Below are 18335 nucleotides of genomic sequence, written 5' to 3'. Positions count from 1 at the left end.
GAAATCCGCATGCCATTGCGCTACGTGCAGGTGCAGTCGACGGTCGACCTGTTCTCCCCCGTGATCCGGCCGACCGGCAACATCGCCGTGGTCGGCGCGGCCGCGACCGGCGGCGTCGGTGTCCCGGTCCAGGTCAGCGACCCGACCGACGCCGCGACGAAGTTCGGGGCGGCCTACCAGGCCGACGGAAAGACCATCAACTCCGCGCTCACCCGGGCGATCGACACCGTCTTCGACCAGACGCCCGGCCCCGGCCAGGTGTGGGGCGTGCCGGCGGCCCAGGACATCACCTCCGCGCTGGCCGCCGTCGAAACGCTGAACGTGCAGTTCGTGCTGGTCGCCAACACCGCGCTGGACGCCACCAGCGGCGCGACCAACGGTGCGATCGACCTGTTGTCCAAGCATGTCACCGCCGTCTCCAACAGCGGCGACGGCAAGGAGCGGATGGGCGTCGCGATGCTGGTCAAGGGCAACAGCGACCCGGCGCCGGCCGCCGCGCTGCCCAACGACCGGATGATCTACGTCGCGCACAAGAGCGACGAGGACGTGGCCGCGGCCGTCGCCGGCACGGTGGCCGGCTACCCGCCGAGCGTGTCGATGGTGCTCAAGCCGGTGTCGGTGAAGACCGACGACTTCACCGCCACCGAGATCGAGAACCTCAACGGCCCCGAGGATTTCGGCAAGACCTCCGGCGGCAGGGGCGTGATCTGGCTGACGAAGCCGGCGCTGCTCGGCGGCAGCGCGGTCTGCCTCGGCGAGGGCTACACCGGGAACAGGAACGGCAAGCAGTACATCGACATCACCCGCACCGTCGACGACGTCACGTTCCAGCTCAAGGCCCGGGTCATCAGGGCCATCGGCAACCTGCGGATCAGCCGGTCCGGCCTGCGCGCGCTGGCCGTGCAGCTGGAATCGGTGCTCAACCCGCTGGTCGCCGACGGCGTGATCGAGTCCTACGACGTGGTGATCCCGATCCTCGGCCTGCTCGACGCGGACCCGTCCACGCTGTCGGACGCGCAGGCCGCGCAGGTCCACCACGCCGAGACCAGCCGCGTGGCGGAGGTGCTGGTGGCCGTGGAGTACGCGGGCGCCATGCACCGGATCGCGATCAAGCTCAACTTCGCCTAGCCGAGAACGGGACGAGTCATGCTCAACTGGAACACCCGACTGGAAGTGCGACTCGGGAGCACGGTCGTCACGCCGATCTCCCAGTTCACGCCGACCTTCAACGTGCCGCACACGGTGGTGCACAGCGTGGAGGCCGACAACGTCGGCTACGTGCGGCAGCCGCAGACGTTCACCTTCACCATGACGGTGCAGGCGATCGGCTCGGTGGTGGCCGACCTGACCACGCTGGCCATGGCCGGCACCGAGTTCGACATCGCGGTGTCGGAGAAGCAGGGCACCGACTGGGCGTTCAAGGCGCTCAAGTTCGGCCGCTGCCTGATCACCTCGGCCAACCCGAGCAACGTGGTGATCGACGGCGCGCCGACGGCCACGTTCACCTGCACCTGCCTGCAGCCCGGGGTCGAGTAGCCGTGGCCGACGCCACCCGGGTCGAACGCACCGGCATCGCGCTGGTGCACGAGGGCGAGCGGATCCTGCCCGCCGCCGGCAGCGAGGCCGTGCTGGCCGACGGCGACCACGCGGTCAGCTACCACTTCCCGGTCCAGGTCGAGATCGTCGGCGAGCTGGACGGCGACCAGCTGCGGCAGATCGCCCGGCACGTCTTCGAGCAGCTCGACACCACCCTGCGCAGCCGCGGCTGACGCACCTACCCAGGAGAAACCCATGCCCCGGATCGACTGCCACGTACCCGTGCGGGTGCGGATCACCGGGCGGCCGACCGAGGCCGACCTGGCCCGCATCGAGGACGCGGTGGCCCGCGCCGTCGCCGACCGGCTGGCCGCCGCCGAGCGGGAGATCGCGACCAACCGGCGCGCGCCGCGCGGTCGGCCGGCGGTCGAGCGGCCGACGGTCGAGGTGCCAGGCCGGGTTCCGTCCTATGGGGACGGTGGACGTCCGGTGGCGGTGCCGGTGCGGGGACGGCCCGATCCGGCGGCTCGGATCTCCGAGTTGCTGGCCACGGGCCCGTTCGACTGGCAGGTCACCGACGCGGAGGCCGTCGCGGCGTTCACCGTGTTCCGGGGGCTGAAGCCGGTGGAGCAGTTGCGGGTGCGGCAGCAGCTGCGGTTGTCCGGGCGGTGGCGGACGTTGCTGACCGAGTTGCCGCAGCGCGACCGGGACGAGCTGGCCGAGCTGGAGTTCCGGCTCGGCCCTCAGACCGGGCCGCTCACCGCCGGCGACCGGGTCGAACTGCGGGTCCGGGCCGGCGAGCATGACCAGCCGGACCTGCACGGCGTGTTTTCCGTCGCCGACAACGGGATTACGGCGCACCTGCTCGGGGCGCTGCCGGTGGTCGGGTTGTGGCCGGTGGAGGCGGCGAACGCGCTGGCGCGGGCATACCGGGACGCCGACCTGTTCACCGAGCCGATCGTGGTCTCGCTCTCGGTCGTGGCGCGGGGTTCCCTGTACGCGCCGCGGCACGGCGACGTGACCGCGCCGGAGTGGGTGGTGTCGACGCCGGTCCCGCCCCTGCACCGGCCCGTCGACACGCCTCCCCCGGGTCATGACGTCCCGCCCACGATACCGAGGGCCGTGCCGGTCCCTTCAACGCCTTCGGCAGTGCCGATGGCGCGCCCGGTGGTGCCGCGGGAGGACGTCTCCGCCGACCAGGGCGCCGCCCTGGCGCAGGCGCTGACGTACCTGCAGACCAAGGTGATCCCGGTCGACGACCGGCCCCATCGGGCCGAGGACAACGAGCACGGCAAGGGTTTCCTCGTCTCGCCGTCCGAGGCCGAGCACGACGCCCGCCGCCGGCTGGCCGACGCCTACCTGCGGGACCTGCGGCAGCGGATGAGCCGGCCCGGCTTCCGCTTCGCCAGCCCGGCGGCTGACTTCGCCGTCTGGCTGCACGACCACCCGGAGCTGGGCCGGAATCTGCTGCTGGCGCAGGCGTATCCGGAGGTCGACAAGTACGACGCGCCGGTTCGGCTGCCCGAGTGGCAGACGGCGATCGAGCTGGGCGTCGGGCTGCTGCCGGTGGTCGGCAACATCGTCGCCGGCTACGAGGTCATCGGCGGCGAGGACCTGTTCGGCCACCAGCTGTCCACTGTGGACCGGGCGATCCTGGTGGCGTCGGTGTTCCTGCCGGTCGCCGGGCGGATCTTCCGGTTCGGCCGGGCCGGCGTCACGGTGGCGCGGATGGCCCGAGAGTACCGGCTCACCGCGGGCGAGGCCGAAGCGATCTTCCGCGCCTCCGCCGGCGTCGCGCCGGGCACCCGCGGCGCCGCGGTGCTGTCCGCCGCGGCCGCCGACGTCCGGGCCGGCCGGGCGATCCGGGACGCCAAGCGGATCGAGGAGCTGCACAGCGTGCTGACCGAGATGGGCCTGACCACCCGCAAGCCGACCCTGAACCAACTTCAGCGCGGCGGCGCGGCGCGGACCGAGGCGGAGGCGGCCGAGCGGCGGGCTGCGGAAACGGCCGTGTCGGCGGCCGACGACGAGATCCGGGCGTCGATGGTCGACGCCACCAGGCCCGAACGGGCCGCGCGGCTCCGGCAGAATGCCGCCCGGCGGCGTCAGGAAGCCGAACAGCTGCGTGCCAGTGCCGACGCGCTGCGGGCCGAGGCCCAGGAGTACGAGAGCGGCGCCCGATCGGCGACGGCCGACCTGCCCGGGCCCGAGGATCTTCCCGACAGCGCCGAGGAATTCGCCCGTCGCCTGACGACCGAGCACGCCGTCAGCATCCCGCTGGCCGCGGTGGAACGGAACGAGGCAGCTCTCGCCCGGCTGGTCCGGCCGCTGATGCGCGGCACCCACGGCGGCCGCGTCGTGTACCGGGTCGAGGGCCCTGGCAATCGCCAGCTGCTGACCGTCACGGCCACCGGCGACGTGCGGATCGCCCGCGCCACCATCCACCTCAACTTCGGCTCCGAGGAACGCGCGTACGAGTTCCTGGCCAAGGGCACCAAGCACGAACCCGGCACACGGATCGTGGCGTTCGAGGTCCGGGAGGACTGGGTGCGGGCCGTCCGCTCCGCCGCCATTCCCGAACATCGGACCGGCCCGCTCGCCGGCCGGCAGCCGCGGCTGGTCGACGTCACGTACGCCGATGACCAGATGGAGATTCCCGCCGGGCTCGTCGACGAGTTGCAGCGCTTTGTCATCCCGGGCAGCGGGCGGGTGGTCCATCTTGTCCCCTGACATCACCACCACCTGGCACGGCGCCGCCGTCACGCCGTCCGACCAGCGCCGTACCGAGGCCGCCATCCACCGTGGCATCCATCGCGGCATCGCCACCGCCCGCGGCCGCCGACGGCCCACAACGCCGACGCGGCGTCCCGCCCCGGTCGCCACCACCGCCAACCGGCACCACGACGTGCTCTACGTCGGCGCGCAGCCGCCGGTCCGGGTACTCATGGCCGACGCCCTGCACCTCGCCTACCGCACCGCCGACCCCAGCCAGCGGGTGGAGACGGACAGCGTGGTCCGGGCCCTGCACTGGGGGTCGGCGCTGTTCGGCGCCACCGGCTTCGTCGTCCGCCGGGAGCGGGACAAGCCCGGCCGGTTCAGCGCGCTGCCGCTGACCAGCCCGCTGGCCATCGCCGACGTCGGCGGCTTCGCCGAGCAGGACACCGACATCGAGGCGCCGGAGGGCATCATCTTCTACAACACCCGGCTCCGGTTCGAGTTCGACCACGACAGCGGCGCGATCCTCGCCGTCACCCGCGAGGGCAACCGCCTGTACCGGCAGGGGCGCAGGCTCCACCCGAACGACACCAGCGGCGAGACGATTGCCCGGCAGTACCAGCAGAGCCTGCGCTCCGGCGACGTCGTGACGCCGACGGAGCTGCTCGACTTCGCCGATCGCCTGGTGGTGTCGTCGAACTCGCCGGTGGAGCGGCTGCTCTCCTTCGACCAGCGGGCGTTCGCGGCGATGAGCATGGTCGACCGCGGTGCCTGGCTGGCCCTGCTGGTGGACGCCGCGAGCATCCCGGTCGGCGGCCCGGACGTGGACCAGATCCACCACGCGATCCTGCGGCTGGTCCGCACGTGCGACTCGCGGGCCGAGCTGGAGGCGCTGTTCGCGCCGCTGGGCCCGGCCGGCGTCGCGGCGCTGTTCGCCCGGTTCGACTCGGCGACGTTCGAGCTGCTGGTGACGCTCGGCGGCTTCGTCGGGCCGGAGCCGGTCGACGTGAACTACCTCGAACAGGTGATCACCGAGCAGCGGGAGTCGCCGCTGTCGGAGCACGACTCCGAGGAGTCGCTGGCGACCGTGTGGGACTGGGCGGCGAACTTCGCCGGCTCCTTCCGCGAGTTGCCGAAACTGCCCACCACGCTCGTGGACGCGGCGCCGCACCTCTACCGCCTCTACCAGATGGTGTCGCACGCGACCGGCAGCGACCTGCTGACCGGTCTTCCGGTGGAGATCCGGCCGGACGACCGGGCGGCCCTGCGGGAACTCGTCACCCGGCTCGGCCGCACGCTGCGCACCGCCCTGGCCGGTGCGCACTACGCGGAGCGCCTCGGCGCGCCCCGCGGCGCCGTCGGCGGCCTCTCGGTCGGCCGGAAGATCGTCCGCCGGGTGAAGTACCTGCTGCTGCTCGAGGCCGCGTCCGCGGCGATCGGCGCCGGCGAGCTCAAGGCGGTCGCCGGCGAGGCCCGTCAGGGCACGACGTGGGTCGTCGGGCTGCTCCTCCGGCTGCGCGGCGCGAAGGCCGTGCTCACCGCCGAGGAGATCGCCCGCGCCGGGCGGCTGCTCACCGCCCTGGGCGGTGTTGTCGGCGTCGCCGACGCCGAGCACGCCGCCCGGCTGGTGAAGCTGCTGCCGAACAGCTTCGAGGCCGATCTGGCGCACCTGATCGACAACGCGCCGCCGCGGGCGCTCACCTTCGACACCTTCCGCACCATGGCCGGCAACAAGGAGCCGGCCGACCGGATCGCGCACGCCCTCGACGTGGTCCGGCTGGTCGAGCAGAAGACCGGCGGCTCGGCCGGCCTCACCGAGGACGTCGTCGCCGGCCTGCACCGCCTGCTGGAGACCGGCGACAGCACGAACTGGCAGCAGCTCGCCTGGCTGGAGAAGCTGTCCGACCAGGACCTGCCCGCGGTGCTGCGGTTCGCCGCCCGCTGGTCCCCGTACGAGCTGGCCGAGGTCATCGGCCGCGCGGACGTGGTCGCGTACGCCACGTCCAAGGCGGTCACAGCCTTCCTCGACCGCGCCGGCACCGCGGCCCTGCGCGACATCATCCGGACGTTCGAGGCGCATCCGAAGCAGGTCGTCCCGCTGCTGGAACGGCTCGAACCGGCGACCGCCGGGATCACCGACCCGGCCGAGTACCTGGAGTTCGTCGACCGGCTCCGGCGGGGCGACGCGGCGGCCCTGGTGACCGTTGCCGGCCAGGGCCCCGGTCCCATCGGCAATGCCGCGCGCCGGCTGCGGTCGGGCGGGTCGCGGTGGGCGGCATTGCAGGAGGAGCTCGGCCTGACCCTGCGTGAGACGGACGCCTCGTTCACGGTGTTCGACAAGGAGGCGGCGTTCCTGGACGGGCTCGCCGACCACGAGCTGGACGGCCTGGAGCGCCTGGCCGGCCTGGACCGCCGCAGCCCCAAGCGCATCCCCGGCACGGACAGCCAGTCCGAACGGTTCCGGGGCTGGGGCGAGGCGGACCGTCGCCAGCTGCTCGGGCTGATCGGCGATCTCGACGCGTACAGCAAGGGACGGGGCAGGACCCCGGTGCTGATCGAGGGCATGGACCGCGTGCTGTCGGCGTTGCTGCGGGACTCCCCCAAGCAGGGCCCGATGAACGCGGCCCAGGGCGCGTGGGGGCACCTGTACGCCGTCCGCGACCTGATCGAGCGCGACGGCGCGCTGGCCATGCGGCTGGAAGTGGACCGGGCCGGCCGGCGGATCGACATCAGGGCCCGCCTGCGCGGTCTGGACGCGGTCGAGGTGGAGGTGAAGACCAACCTGACCGGCGACGCAAGCATGATCGCGAACCAGGTCCGGTCGGACCTGCGCCACCATGCCCTCACGTACGGCGGCTTCAGCCGTCTCCGCTACCGCTACAACGAGTTGAGCGAGCCGCTGTTCGGCGAGGTGAAGAAGTTCTTCCTGGCCCAGTTCGACGAGGCGCTCATCGCGACGCTGCCCCGGCGCCGGCGCAAACAGCGGGCGCGGCTGCGGGCCTCGCTGCAGCTGTGGCTGGAGACCGGTGGCGTCGACTTCTACCGGACCAAGTGATGACCGAGGAATCCACTGTGGACAGGAAGGGTGCGTGAGATGGCTCCGACACCGCCGGTGCTCGTCGGACCGGTGCCGCTGCTGTACGTGCAGAGCATCTCGATGTCCGAGGGCTACCAGATTCAGCGCATCGCCGACAGCCGGTTCTCGCAGGCGGTGGCGCCGACGAGGACGACCATCGCGATCGAGGCGCTGCTGCTGGGGCCGGAGCGGCTGGTGCTGAAGAAGGCGCTGGAGACGCTGGCGCTGGACAACCGGCTGTTGGTGGCGGCGACGGCGAAGCTGCTGGCCACCGCCGGCATCCCGGTGGTGTGCGGCCTGACCATCAGCCTGGACATGCAGATCACCGACCTGAAGTTCACCCAGACCACGGGCAAGCGGGACGCGCTGGACGTGTCGATCAGCCTGCAGCAGGTGCCGCGCACCGCGAAGTCGGCGCTGGCCGGCGCGATCGGCGATCTGGCGCTGGCGGCCGGCACGCTGCTCGGCGCGGGCGGGGCGGCCCCGCTGGCCGGCCTGGCCGGCGCCGCCGTCACCCCGTTGCTACCACTGTGAGGCCGGACGTGCGAACCGACTACCTACGACTGCCGATCGACGCCGACCGCGGCTTCCCGCAGGCGTTCCGGCTGGCGTTCAACGGAAACACCTACGTGGTGGCGCTCTATGTCACGGTCACCGACGAGGCGGTGCTGGCCGGCGCCGAGCCGCTGGAGCTGCCGAGGGACGGCGCCTACCTGGTGCTGGACGTGTCCGAACAGGACGGTGTGCGGACGCGGCCGATCTTCCGCCGGAAACTGGTGCCGGATCTGGAGTACGAGGCCGACGACCTGGCGCTGGTGTTCACCCGGATGTCCGTGCATCCGTTGAACCTCAACGGGTCCGGTGCGTTCGGCTCGACCGTGGTCGGAGGGGTGGCGGCACGATGGGCTTCGTAGTCTGGTACAAGTTCACCTTCCGCGCCAACGGCGCGCCCCTGGCCACGGTCTCCAACGACGTGCTGCACGGCGACTTCATCGTAGACGCCGAGTTCACCGCGGAGTCGAAGATGGGCCGGGAGGCCGACAAGTTCACCCTCACGCTGCACGATCTTCCGCTGGAGACGGCCGAACAGCTGGCCGCACGGCACCTGGCCAGCACGCCGCTGTCCGGTCCGCTGGGCGTGGACATCCAACTCGGCTACTTCGACGACACGGACAGCCAGCGCACGAGCCTGATGCTCGGCATCGTCACGAAGATCAAGACGACCGTGGCCGGCAACGGCGAGCTGCTGACCGTCGTCGAGGGCAACGAGGTGGCCGGCTACTACCTGGCCAGAACCCCGTTCTACTACGACCAGCTGGGTTCGTCGTCGCTCGGGTACCTCCTCGACCGGGTCCACCGCGAGACGGACGTCGTCGTCGACGGAAAGTCGGTCACCGGGGACCGCAAGGACTTCACCACGCGCACGAGTTCCGCGCTGGAGGCGCTGGCGCTGATCGCCGAGGACGCCGAACTGCCGTTGTACGTGACCGGCGGCAAGGCCGTGATCGGTGTGCCGGACCAGGATCCGCCGCCGGCGGTGTTCTCCCCCGACACCAACATCACGCGGCAGGGCCGCAAGGACGAACAGCGGGACGTGGCGGCGCCGCCGGTGCGGGGCACGAGCTACGAGCTGCAGGTGCTCGGCGACCCGTCGTTGCACATCGGTCGTCGGGTGAGAATCGACGGTGTCGACGCGGACAACCTGCGGCTGAAGTCGGTGACCACCAGCTTCACCCTAGCCGGCGGCTACGTGTGCGAGGTGCTGGCGATGGACGCCGCGGCCACCAAGCTGCCGACCGGGGCGGAGACCGTCACCGACAGCATGCACCAGATGATCCGCAACACCATCGCCGACCGACCGGCGGTCGACGTCGGTGACGTGACCGCGTACGCCAAGGCCGGCGAGGGCGAGCAGGGCGGCCACCGCGCGACCCTCCACTACGGACAGAAGCCGAAGCCGGACGTCACGACGCCCAGCGTGGACGGCGAGGTGGACGAAACCCGCACGCTGCACCAGAAGCCACTGGTGTCGCCGTTCGCGTGGGACCGCTGCGGGCTGATCGTGCCGGTGTACGAGGGCATGCGGGCCGTGCTCGTGCACAACGAGGGCTCGGTCAACGACGCCCTCGCCGCCGGATTCACCTGGTCCCGGCAGGCCGGCCACGCGCCGCCCGGCAACGAGCCCGGGGACTACTGGCTCTGCCTGCCGACCGGAGTGGACAACGGCCGGCCTGCAGGCAAGGGCGTCAACGATCTCACCGACGCCACCGGACGACGGGTGATCCAGGCCGCCGGGCTGTCCATCACCGTCGGCGAGGACAAGCTGCCGGACGTCGGCTCCCGCCCGGAGCCGCCGGCCGCCCGCACCTTCGTCATCGAGCACGACCAGGGCACGAAGGTGGCGATCACCGACGACGGCTCGGTGACGGTGACCACCGAGGGCAAGGACATCACCCTCGGCGACGGCCAGGCGTCGATCACCATCAGCGGCAGCACGATCACGCTGTCCGCGCAGACGGTCAAGCTGGACGCGTCCTCGGTGGAGGTGGGCTGATGGCCGCGGTGCTGGTGGACGGCGCGGTGCTCCTGTGCACACACGGCGGCAAGGGGGCCGTCGTGCCCAGTCAGACGGTGCTCAAGGTCGGTGGCAAGCCGGCGCTGCTGAAGTCGGACAAGGTGGGTCCGGACGGGTTCGCCGGCTGCACCAACCAGAAGCCGTGCCAATCGATCCAGCAATACGCCGCGGGCCTGTCGACGGTGTTGTCCGTGCACGGCACGCCGGTCGTGCTGTCGAGCGCCAAGGGCGCGACCGACCAGGACACATTCCGGGTGCTCAGCGCCGGACAGACCGCACTCGACTCGAAGTGAAGGGGGACAACGATGACGACATACCACGGCAGCGGGCTTCGGGTCGACGACGGGGACATCGGTTTCACCGACGGCCGGCTGAACGAGGTGGTCGGGCCGCCGAACCTGGTGCAGGCGCTGACCATCCGCGTGCTGACGCCGCTGGGCACCGACCGCTACGACACCCGGTACGGCCTGGACACCGCCTCGATCTTCACCGCCCCGGTCGGCGCGCACGACATGGCCAGCCTGCTGAAGCTCAACCTGGTGCGCACGATCGGCACCGACAGCCGGGTGCGCGACGTGCGTGACATCCAGGTGTACCAACGGGATCCGGCCGCGCACGACCGCACGTGGCGGGCCGATGTCACGGTCACCGCCGCCGACGGAGCCACCCTCGACCTGCCAGTTGAACTCGGAGCACAGTCATGACCGATTTCGGGGTCACCGCGGACGGTTTCGTCCTCAAGGGATTCGCCGAGATCCTGCAGGAGGCCCAGCAGCGGGCGCGGGACGCGTTCGGGCCGGACGTCGACCTGTCCGCGACCAGCGCGCTGAACAAGATCCTCCAGGTCACCGCCGACGAGGATGCCCTGCTGTGGCAACGGCTGGAGGACACGTACTACAGCCAGTTCGTGTCCACGGCCACCGGGCCGAGCCTCGACCAGCTCGGTGAGGACATCGGTCTGCCGCGCGGATTCCTGTTCGCGCACGGCCAGGTGCAGTTCACCATCGACAACCCGGATCCGGGCCGCACCTACCTGCTGCCGGTCGGCATCATCCTCACCACCAACGAGACCGTGCCGGTCGCGTTCCGGACCACGGAGCCGGCGCGGCTCAGCGCCCAGGCCAAGACCGTGACGGTGGCGGCGCGGGCGTTCGAGCCGGGCGAGTCGGGCGACGTCGACACCGGCGAGATCAGCCTGATCGACTTCGACTACCAGGACCAGTACCTGAACCTGGGGCCGAACACGAGGGTCACCGTCACCAACCCGGCCCCGTTCACCGGCGGCGACGCGCGGGAGTCGGACACCGACTACCGGGCCCGCCAGCTCGGCTACCCGCGGGAGATGTGGACCGTCCAGAGTGTACGGGCGGCCGTGCTGAGCGTGCCCGGCGTGCTGGACGTGCTGCTGTCGGACCCGCTCGGCGGCCCGGACGTCTCGCAGAGCTACTTCACCCTGTTCGACTTCAACCAGCGGGTCTTCGCCGCCGAGCGCCGTGTGGACCAGCAGTACGACTTCACGGTCGTCGTGGCGCACGAGATCGGCCGGCCGTGGCACACCACCGGCGTCGTCATCGGCGTGTACGACCGGGTGCTGGCCGCGGTGGACCGGGTGCGGCCGATGGGCATCCACCCGAACATCGTGCCCGCCGACCACATCGAGGTCGGCCTGCGCGCCCGGGTGGTCATCGAGCCCGGCATCGACAAGCAGGCGATCACCGCCGCCCTGGTGCGCCGGCTGGCGAACGACATCGGCGGCCTGCGGCTCGGCGACGACGTGCTGTTCTCGCAGATCATGGCCGTGCTGGTGGACCAGCCCGGCGTGCTCGACGTGCAGGACATGCGGCTGCGGCGGTTCCCGCCGCAGCTCGGCCGGGTGGTGTTCGGCGCGGTCGAGTTCCAGCGGGACGTGTTCGAGGCCGCCGTCGGCGAGAACCTCGGTCTCGGCCCCACCGAGATCGCGGTGTTCCGGCTGGACAGCGGCCTGCTGGACCTGGAGGTGGTGGGCCGATGACCGCCGTAGACCGGATGGCCGGCCACCTCACGGCCCCCTTCGGCCGCGGCGCGGACCGGATGGACCTGACCTTCGCCGACCGCCGCGGCACGGTGGCGGCGTACGACTTCCGTGAGCACATCGCCCGGTTCGGCGCGCTGCCCAAGCCGCGCTACGTCCTGTCGGCCCGCGTCGACGTGACCGCGGAGACGGTTGTGGTGACGCACTACGACGTGCCCGGCGGCTCGGCGCATACCTGCACGATCACTGTGCCGGCGGGAACACTGGCCGGCGGCTCGTTCATGTTGCCGCTCGGCGCGGACGCGGCGACGGCCGTGCTGCGGTCGGTCGAGTTCCTGCCGCCGCCGCAGGGCGAGGCCAACTCGGTCGCGCGGGAGTGGCGGCTGAGCGTGCTGCTCGGCGACCTGGCCGCTCTACTGTGGACGATCGGCACGGAACGGGACGTGCTGACCGCGCAGTTGGCCAAGGCCCGCAAGCAGCGGAACCTGGCGAGCGCGTTCGGGGCGAGCCTCGACCTGATCGGGTCCGATCTCGGCGTGCCGCGGCTGCCGCCGACGCCGTACATCTTCGACTTCGACACGATCGCGCTCTACCACCTCAACGACCCGGCCAACAGCACGACCGTCGAGGACGCGACCGAGTTGTACCGGCCCGGCACCGGCCTGCGCGGCGCGGTCGACCCGGGGGTGGCGTTGGGCGGGGCGGGAAGGTTCGGCACCGCCGCGTCGTTCGACGGCACGGGCGGCATCACCGTTCCCGACAACCACGACTTCGCCCTCGGCCGCGGGCAGAGCCTCACCATCGAGTGCTTCGCCAAGCCGGCCGACGGCACCTGGCAGGGCGACCTCGTGCGCAAACAGCCGGCGGACGCCACCAAGCCCGGTTGGGCGCTGTCGGTGGGCGACTTCGGCCGCGGCATCCCGCGCAACGTGCGGCTGGTGGTCAGCGACGGCGTCGCCACGACCACGATCACGCTGTACGCCGACATCTCCTTGAGCACCGCGGAGTTCCACCACATCGCCGGCGTCGTCGACCGGCATCTCGACGAGGTTCGGCTCTACGTGGACGGTCGGCTGCGGGTCAGGCAGGACATCGGCGAGTTCGGCGAGGCCACCAACACCGAGCCGGTGCGGATCGGCGCCCCGGGATACCGGGGCGCGCTGGACGAAGTCCGGTTCAGCGCCGTCGGGCTGGACCGGTTCCACCCCGTGCTCGGTGAGAGCGACGACAGCTTCGTGCCGCGGCTGGCGCTGTTCCGCGAGTGGAAGCTGCCGACCAGGGCCACCATCGAGGAGTTGATCAACAAGGCGGTCGGCGACCGGGTCGCGGGCGCGCTGTTCCCGTTCGTCGTCGAGGACGTGGACGCGCCGCAGTTCGCCGGCACGCTGCCGGTGACGATCCGGCCGGCCCGGCTGCTGCCGCGCGAGTCGGTCGACGCACTGGGCCGGCGCAACGTGCCCGAGGCGGCGGTGTGCGGCACGGCGGCCGACGACCCGTGGTACGACCCGGCCATGCTGATCGACGGCTACGACGGGCGGATCGCCTTCTACGCCGGCGATCCGTCGCGACCGCGTGTCTCAACGCTGATGCGGGTTGCCACTCGCAAGGCGCTGTGGGCGCTGGCGGATCTGCTGGACAGCATGGGAGTTCCGCAGCATCTTGCCGTGATGTACGGGTACGAGCCGGGCGCGACCGACCTGCGGGCGGTCGGCCGGGGGCTGGTGCTGTACCACCCGGACGTGCCGGCCGACCGGCTGGCCGCGCTGGCGCACAAGGTCGGGTTCTCGTGGGTCACGCACCGGCCCGCCACCGACGACGTGTACGCCTCCGTCGCCGACACCACGACCGTGCAGATCCGTGACGCGGACGGCGGTTCCGCCAGCCGGGGCGAAGGGTTCGACGTGTGGGAGGGCGGCACGTTCGTGCTGCGCACGGATCCGGCGCCGCCGGCCGACGCCGTCGTGCGGTGGTCGATCATCCACTATGGACCCGGGCGGGTCGAGCTGCTGGACGACCCGACGCTGCCGCGGCCGATGTTCCACGCGCTCAAGGCCGGCCGGCTGACCGTGCGGGCCGGGGTGCGGCGCGGCGGGCGGACCTTCACCGGGTCCCGGCAGCTGCGCATCGGGCTCGAACAGGTGCAGGCCAACACGTCCATCGGCCCCGACGGCGCGCGCGGCGTCACCGAGTCCGTCGCCGGCACCGTGGACGACGCGCCGTTCCTGCCGACCTACCTGACCCTGTTCCGCGACGCGCGGGTCACCGGCGACCCGCAGGCGCTGCGCATGCAGCCGGCGCTGGCCGCCATCCTCAGGGCAATGCTGGACATGCTCATCACCGGCGGCCGGACCGGGGCCATCCACGTGCGGTCCGGCTACAACCCGGATGGGACGGGGTTGGAGCGGGTCGGTCGGGCGCTGACGTTCGACGCCGGAACCGTCGCGTTGAACATCGAGTCGATCGCGGTCCTGGCCCACGGCGCGGGTTTCGACTACGTGCGCAACACCGGCTCGGCGATCCAGGTCGCACACCGGGCCGAGGATCTGGTGACGATCAGCGGGCCGTCGGAGGTCGAGGAGGGCGCCAGCTCGCTGCTGCGGGTGGCGCCGCGGGCCGAGCCCCGCGCCATCGCGTGGGACGGCACAGCCCTGTGCGTCCTCAACGCCGGCACCGGCACGGTGTCCACAGTGGACCCTGCCAGCGGGAAGGTGGCGGCCACCGTCAAGGTCGGCGACGACCCGATCGGCATCGCCGCCATCCCGGGCCTGCGGTATGCCTTCGTCGCCGAGGGCGACAGCAACACGATCTCCACCGTGGACACCGGATTCGGCGAGATCGGCGCCGCCATCCAGCTGACCGAGAAGCCGGTGGCCGTGGTCGCGCATCCGACCGAGGACCAGATCGTCATCGCGACCACCGCCAAGCTGGTCGTGATGGGCTTCAACTTCGACGTGCTGTCGACCGTCGCGTTGCCGACGCCGCCGACCACGCTGGCCCTCGACCCGACCGGGGCGACCGCCTGGCTGGGCTTTGCCGACAGGACGGTGCGTTCGGTGGCGCTCAGCGGCACGACCGTGTCCGCCCCCGTCACCATGCCCGACGTGGTCACGGACCTGGCCGTCAGTCCGACGGCGGTGTACGCGGTGAGCCCGGGGCGATTGTCCATTGTGGACGTGCCGGGCCGGGCCGTCCGTTCGGCGGACAACGTCGGCCCAGCACCGCGGTCGGTGGTGTACGACGCGACCGCGAATGCGGTGTACCTGTCCGACGCCACCACCGGCGAGGTGCAGGTCCGGACCGCCACCGGCGCGGAAACCCAGCCGCCGCGCCGTGTTCGGCTGGCCGGCCTGGTCAGCGACCTGTTCGTCGTGCAGAACCGCTTGTACGCCACCACTGTCGCCGATCCGGCGCTCGGCGGCACCGACGCCGTCGCCGTGCTCGATCCGACCGCAAACCTGGCGCCGCTGGCGTTCTGGGCGCTGGGAAGCGGTTACGGCGAGCGGCTTGCGGTGTCCGTGCGCACCGGCGCGCAGGCCGTGGCCCGGCTGGACGGCACCACCGGCCACTCCGTGCACCTCATCGCCCAGCAGGCCGGACCGGTGGAGGTGACCGCGCGCTACACCGCCCCCGGTGTGCAGCCCTACACCGCCCGGGTCGTGCTCACGCCGTACCTGCGGCAGCAGGAGAACGTGGCCATTCCCAAGGAGGCCTACGACCTGGTGATGAACGTGCTCAGCGAGTTCCACCCGGTCGGCGTCGAGATCGACACCAGCGAGATCCGCAAGCGGGTGCTCGAACTGAGGGCCGATCTGCTCGACGTGCTGCCGGCCTACACCTTTCCGACCTACCGCCTGCGCGGCCCCCTGCCCGCGCGCACCGCCCAGGAGGACAGCCAGTGAATTTCAACATCCAGTTCAAGCGCACGTTCAGCCACAAGCCGTGGGTGGACACGGTCGACCGGGTCGCCGCCGGCGGCGACAACGGCTTCAACGTCCGGTTCCAGGCCCTGGAGGCCGACCTCGACTCCCTCGCCGCCCGCATCGACGAGATCAACAAGGCGCTCAACGCCGTCGCGCCGACGGTGCCGGACGTGATCACCGTCAACGTGAACCCGTCGATGAACTCGGCCCTGCCGGCCGGCCAGTGGATCTACGCCAACGGCGAGTCCCACAAGGACACCGGCGGACTCGTGAAGGGCATCATCCCGCTGACCAGCCTGCCGGCACGGGGCAAGGTGAACACCGTCCGGGTCACCGGATCGAACTCCGGCACCGCCACCGTCGACGTCTACCTCTACCGCAAGCCGTTCGGCGGCCAACTGCCCGAGGCGGTGGCGTCCCAGACCGGGATCAAGTCGCAGACCCCCGACGGCCGTTACGAGATCTACGTGACCGCCCAGTCCAACCGCGCGGCCATCGACACCACGAACTACACGTACTACCTCGAGATCACCGGCCACGGCGACAACACCAACGACGTGTCCGTGTCCGGCATCCAGATCACCTGCACGCCCTGAGAAACCAAGGAGTCGACAACCATGGCAGATCCGACACCGGTCGGCGGCCGGCTGATCATCCCGTACAAGGCCGGCGACGACGGCACCCGGCCGATCGCCTCGGACGTGGCCGTGTGGGACGGTCCCAACGTCCGCGTGGTCCCCATCGAGCGGCTGGAGCAGTACCGGGACCCCACGGCCGCGATCTGGAACGACCCGACCGACGGCAACCGCGTCGAGGTCGGCAAGTTCTACCAGCTCGTGGTGCGGGCCACCAACCGCGGCGACCTGCTCTACCCGCCGCCGGGCGCGGACAACACGCCGACCGACCTCAAGCAGATCAACCTCGAGGGCTGGGTGCTCGGCTTCAACGCCGGCGCCGGCGCGCTGACCGACCGGCTGGCGGTGTTCGCGGGCTTCGAGTCCGGTCCGATCAAGCCCCACCAGGACTTCGTGCTGGTCAGCAACAACAACCCCTGGCAGCCGACGGCGAAGGAGGTCAGCGACTACAACGGCCACGTGTGCGCCCAGGCGAACATATACGCCCAGGAGACGTTCGCCGGGGACGGCGCCGACGGCACGCCGCCCGACGGCCAGCAGTCCGGTTTCACCGTCTTCCCGTACCGCGACTCGCACCACGCGCAGCGCAACCTGCAGATCGTGGCGGCGACCGTGAACACGACGGTGGCGCGCAACCTGCTGCTGGCGGTTCCGGCGACCGACCGGTGCCCGCTCGAGGCCAATGTCGCCTTCCGCGAGGTGGAGTTGCCGGACGACCCGGCCGAGCTGCGCAAGCTCGTCGGCGACTTCGGGGACCTCGAGCTGCGGACGCCGTGCGGGGATCCGGTGGACAAGGTGACCGTCGACGCCGGCGACGGCTGCCCGACCGACGACCTCGACATCGAGCTCAAGCCGGGCGACCGCAAGCTGCTGAAGATCACCATCCCGCAGTACCACGAGCAGCGGGTCGGCGACGTCTTCGGCTTCGACGTGGTCACCACGTATCACGACGGCGCCAAGGTCTACGGCGGCGCGCGGTTCTACGTGGTCGTGACCCCGGGCCTCGGGGTCTGATTCGCCGTCCCCGGCCGGCGGCGCCGGCCGGGGACATCGGTCAGTAGTGGATCGCGCCCTTGGCGCCGCCGCCGACACAGACCGCGTCGCCGTTGATCGCAACGCTGAGCGGGCTGGCGAGGAAGGCGACCACCGACGCCACCTCCGCCGGCTCGATCACGCGTCCGATGGAGATGGAGTCGGCGTACCGGCGCTCGATCTCCTCGAGGCTGCGCCCGGTCGCCTCGGCCTGCTGCTGGACGGCCCACTGCATGGCCTCGGTGCGGGTGGCCCCGGGGTGCACCACCGTCACGTTGACGCCCCGCGGACCGAGTTCGTCGGCCAGATTCCTTGTCATGGCGGCGATCGCGACGTTGCGAATGGATCCGGTCACCGACACCGCCTGCCGCGCGGCGAGACCCGCGACGTTGATGACCCGCCCCCAGCGGCGCTCGGTCATGCCCGGCGTGAAGGCCCGCACGCAGCGCAGGTAGCCGCGGACCTTGACGTTGATCTGCTCCTCCAGCTGGTCTTCTCCGGACACCGCCGACATCACCGGGGCGGCGTTGTTGACCAGGATGTCCACGCCGCCGAGGCGGGCGATCACCGTCTCGGCCATGGCCGTCACGGACCCGTCGTCGGCGGTGTCGGCGGCGACCCCGATGACCTGCGCACCCGTCTCCGCGCTCAGCCGGGTCGCTTGCGCCGCAACGCTTTCCGCGTTCCGCGACACCAGCGCCACGGCCGCCCCCTCCTGCGCGAGCGCCCGTCCGACCGCGAACCCGATCCCCCGGCTTCCTCCGGTCACCACCGCGCGGCGGCCGGCCAACTGCAGATCCATGGTTCCCCTAACCGACACTCAAGAGTGTCCAAG

15 protein-coding genes are annotated in these 18335 nt (G+C 71.4%); 14 read left to right on the top strand and 1 reads right to left on the bottom strand.

Features of this window, described 5'->3' with window-relative positions; genetic code table 11:
* Positions 1 to 9: 9 nt before the first annotated feature.
* The 14 genes from BJ998_RS36115 to BJ998_RS36050 are packed head-to-tail and all read left to right on the top strand — an operon-like array spanning position 10 to position 17482.
* A complete protein-coding gene (locus BJ998_RS36115; RefSeq protein ID WP_184867773.1) occupies positions 10 to 1128 on the top strand; it encodes a hypothetical protein in 1119 nt (372 codons plus the stop codon).
* 18 nt (positions 1129 to 1146) lie between these two features.
* On the top strand, positions 1147 to 1536 hold the full coding sequence (locus BJ998_RS36110; RefSeq protein ID WP_184867772.1) for a hypothetical protein: 390 nt from the start codon (positions 1147 to 1149) through the stop codon (positions 1534 to 1536).
* A 2-nt stretch (positions 1537 to 1538) separates the two neighbouring features.
* Complete coding sequence (locus tag BJ998_RS36105) at positions 1539 to 1769, top strand: hypothetical protein (protein WP_184867771.1); 231 nt, start codon at positions 1539 to 1541, stop codon at positions 1767 to 1769.
* A gap of 22 nt (positions 1770 to 1791) precedes the next feature.
* Positions 1792 to 4266, top strand: coding sequence for a pre-toxin TG domain-containing protein (locus tag BJ998_RS36100; protein WP_184867770.1), 2475 nt, complete (start codon positions 1792 to 1794; stop codon positions 4264 to 4266).
* Entirely contained in the window at positions 4256 to 7306 is a 3051-nt protein-coding gene (locus tag BJ998_RS36095) for a hypothetical protein (protein ID WP_184867769.1), read from the top strand. Before BJ998_RS36100 ends, BJ998_RS36095 begins: the two co-directional genes overlap by 11 nt.
* Positions 7307 to 7345: 39 nt before the next feature.
* Positions 7346 to 7861, top strand: coding sequence for a hypothetical protein (locus BJ998_RS36090; protein WP_184867768.1), 516 nt, complete (start codon positions 7346 to 7348; stop codon positions 7859 to 7861).
* An 8-nt stretch (positions 7862 to 7869) separates the two neighbouring features.
* Positions 7870 to 8241 carry a hypothetical protein gene (locus BJ998_RS36085; protein ID WP_184867767.1) on the top strand — a complete coding sequence of 124 codons (372 nt, stop codon included), beginning with the start codon at positions 7870 to 7872 and terminating at the stop codon, positions 8239 to 8241.
* Positions 8229 to 9881 carry a hypothetical protein gene (locus BJ998_RS36080; protein ID WP_184867766.1) on the top strand — a complete coding sequence of 551 codons (1653 nt, stop codon included), beginning with the start codon at positions 8229 to 8231 and terminating at the stop codon, positions 9879 to 9881. The genes BJ998_RS36085 and BJ998_RS36080 overlap by 13 nt, the downstream gene beginning before the upstream one ends.
* Positions 9881 to 10195 (top strand): hypothetical protein, encoded by a 315-nt coding sequence (locus BJ998_RS36075; protein ID WP_184867765.1) that lies wholly within the window; start codon positions 9881 to 9883, stop codon positions 10193 to 10195. The genes BJ998_RS36080 and BJ998_RS36075 overlap by 1 nt, the downstream gene beginning before the upstream one ends.
* 12 nt (positions 10196 to 10207) lie before the next feature.
* Positions 10208 to 10606, top strand: a complete 399-nt coding sequence (locus BJ998_RS36070; protein WP_184867764.1) for a hypothetical protein — start codon at positions 10208 to 10210, stop codon at positions 10604 to 10606.
* Positions 10603 to 11913, top strand: a complete 1311-nt coding sequence (locus BJ998_RS36065; protein WP_184867763.1) for a baseplate J/gp47 family protein — start codon at positions 10603 to 10605, stop codon at positions 11911 to 11913. Before BJ998_RS36070 ends, BJ998_RS36065 begins: the two co-directional genes overlap by 4 nt.
* Positions 11910 to 15812, top strand: coding sequence for a LamG-like jellyroll fold domain-containing protein (locus BJ998_RS36060; protein WP_184867762.1), 3903 nt, complete (start codon positions 11910 to 11912; stop codon positions 15810 to 15812). Before BJ998_RS36065 ends, BJ998_RS36060 begins: the two co-directional genes overlap by 4 nt.
* The gene (locus BJ998_RS36055; protein WP_184867761.1) at positions 15809 to 16429 is read left to right on the top strand and encodes a hypothetical protein; all 621 of its coding nucleotides are present in this window, start codon (positions 15809 to 15811) and stop codon (positions 16427 to 16429) included. The genes BJ998_RS36060 and BJ998_RS36055 overlap by 4 nt, the downstream gene beginning before the upstream one ends.
* Positions 16430 to 16450: 21 nt before the next feature.
* The gene (locus BJ998_RS36050) at positions 16451 to 17482 is read left to right on the top strand and encodes a hypothetical protein (protein WP_184867760.1); all 1032 of its coding nucleotides are present in this window, start codon (positions 16451 to 16453) and stop codon (positions 17480 to 17482) included.
* A gap of 40 nt (positions 17483 to 17522) precedes the next feature.
* Here BJ998_RS36050 and BJ998_RS36045 read toward each other — a convergent pair whose 3' ends face one another.
* On the bottom strand, positions 17523 to 18302 hold the full coding sequence (locus BJ998_RS36045) for an SDR family NAD(P)-dependent oxidoreductase (RefSeq protein WP_184867759.1): 780 nt from the start codon (positions 18300 to 18302) through the stop codon (positions 17523 to 17525).
* Positions 18303 to 18335 lie beyond the last annotated feature (33 nt).

It is taken from the genome of Kutzneria kofuensis (assembly GCF_014203355.1).
Classification (GTDB): Bacteria; Actinomycetota; Actinomycetes; order Mycobacteriales; family Pseudonocardiaceae; genus Kutzneria; species Kutzneria kofuensis.
This window is presented reverse-complemented; position numbering and strand designations above follow the sequence as displayed.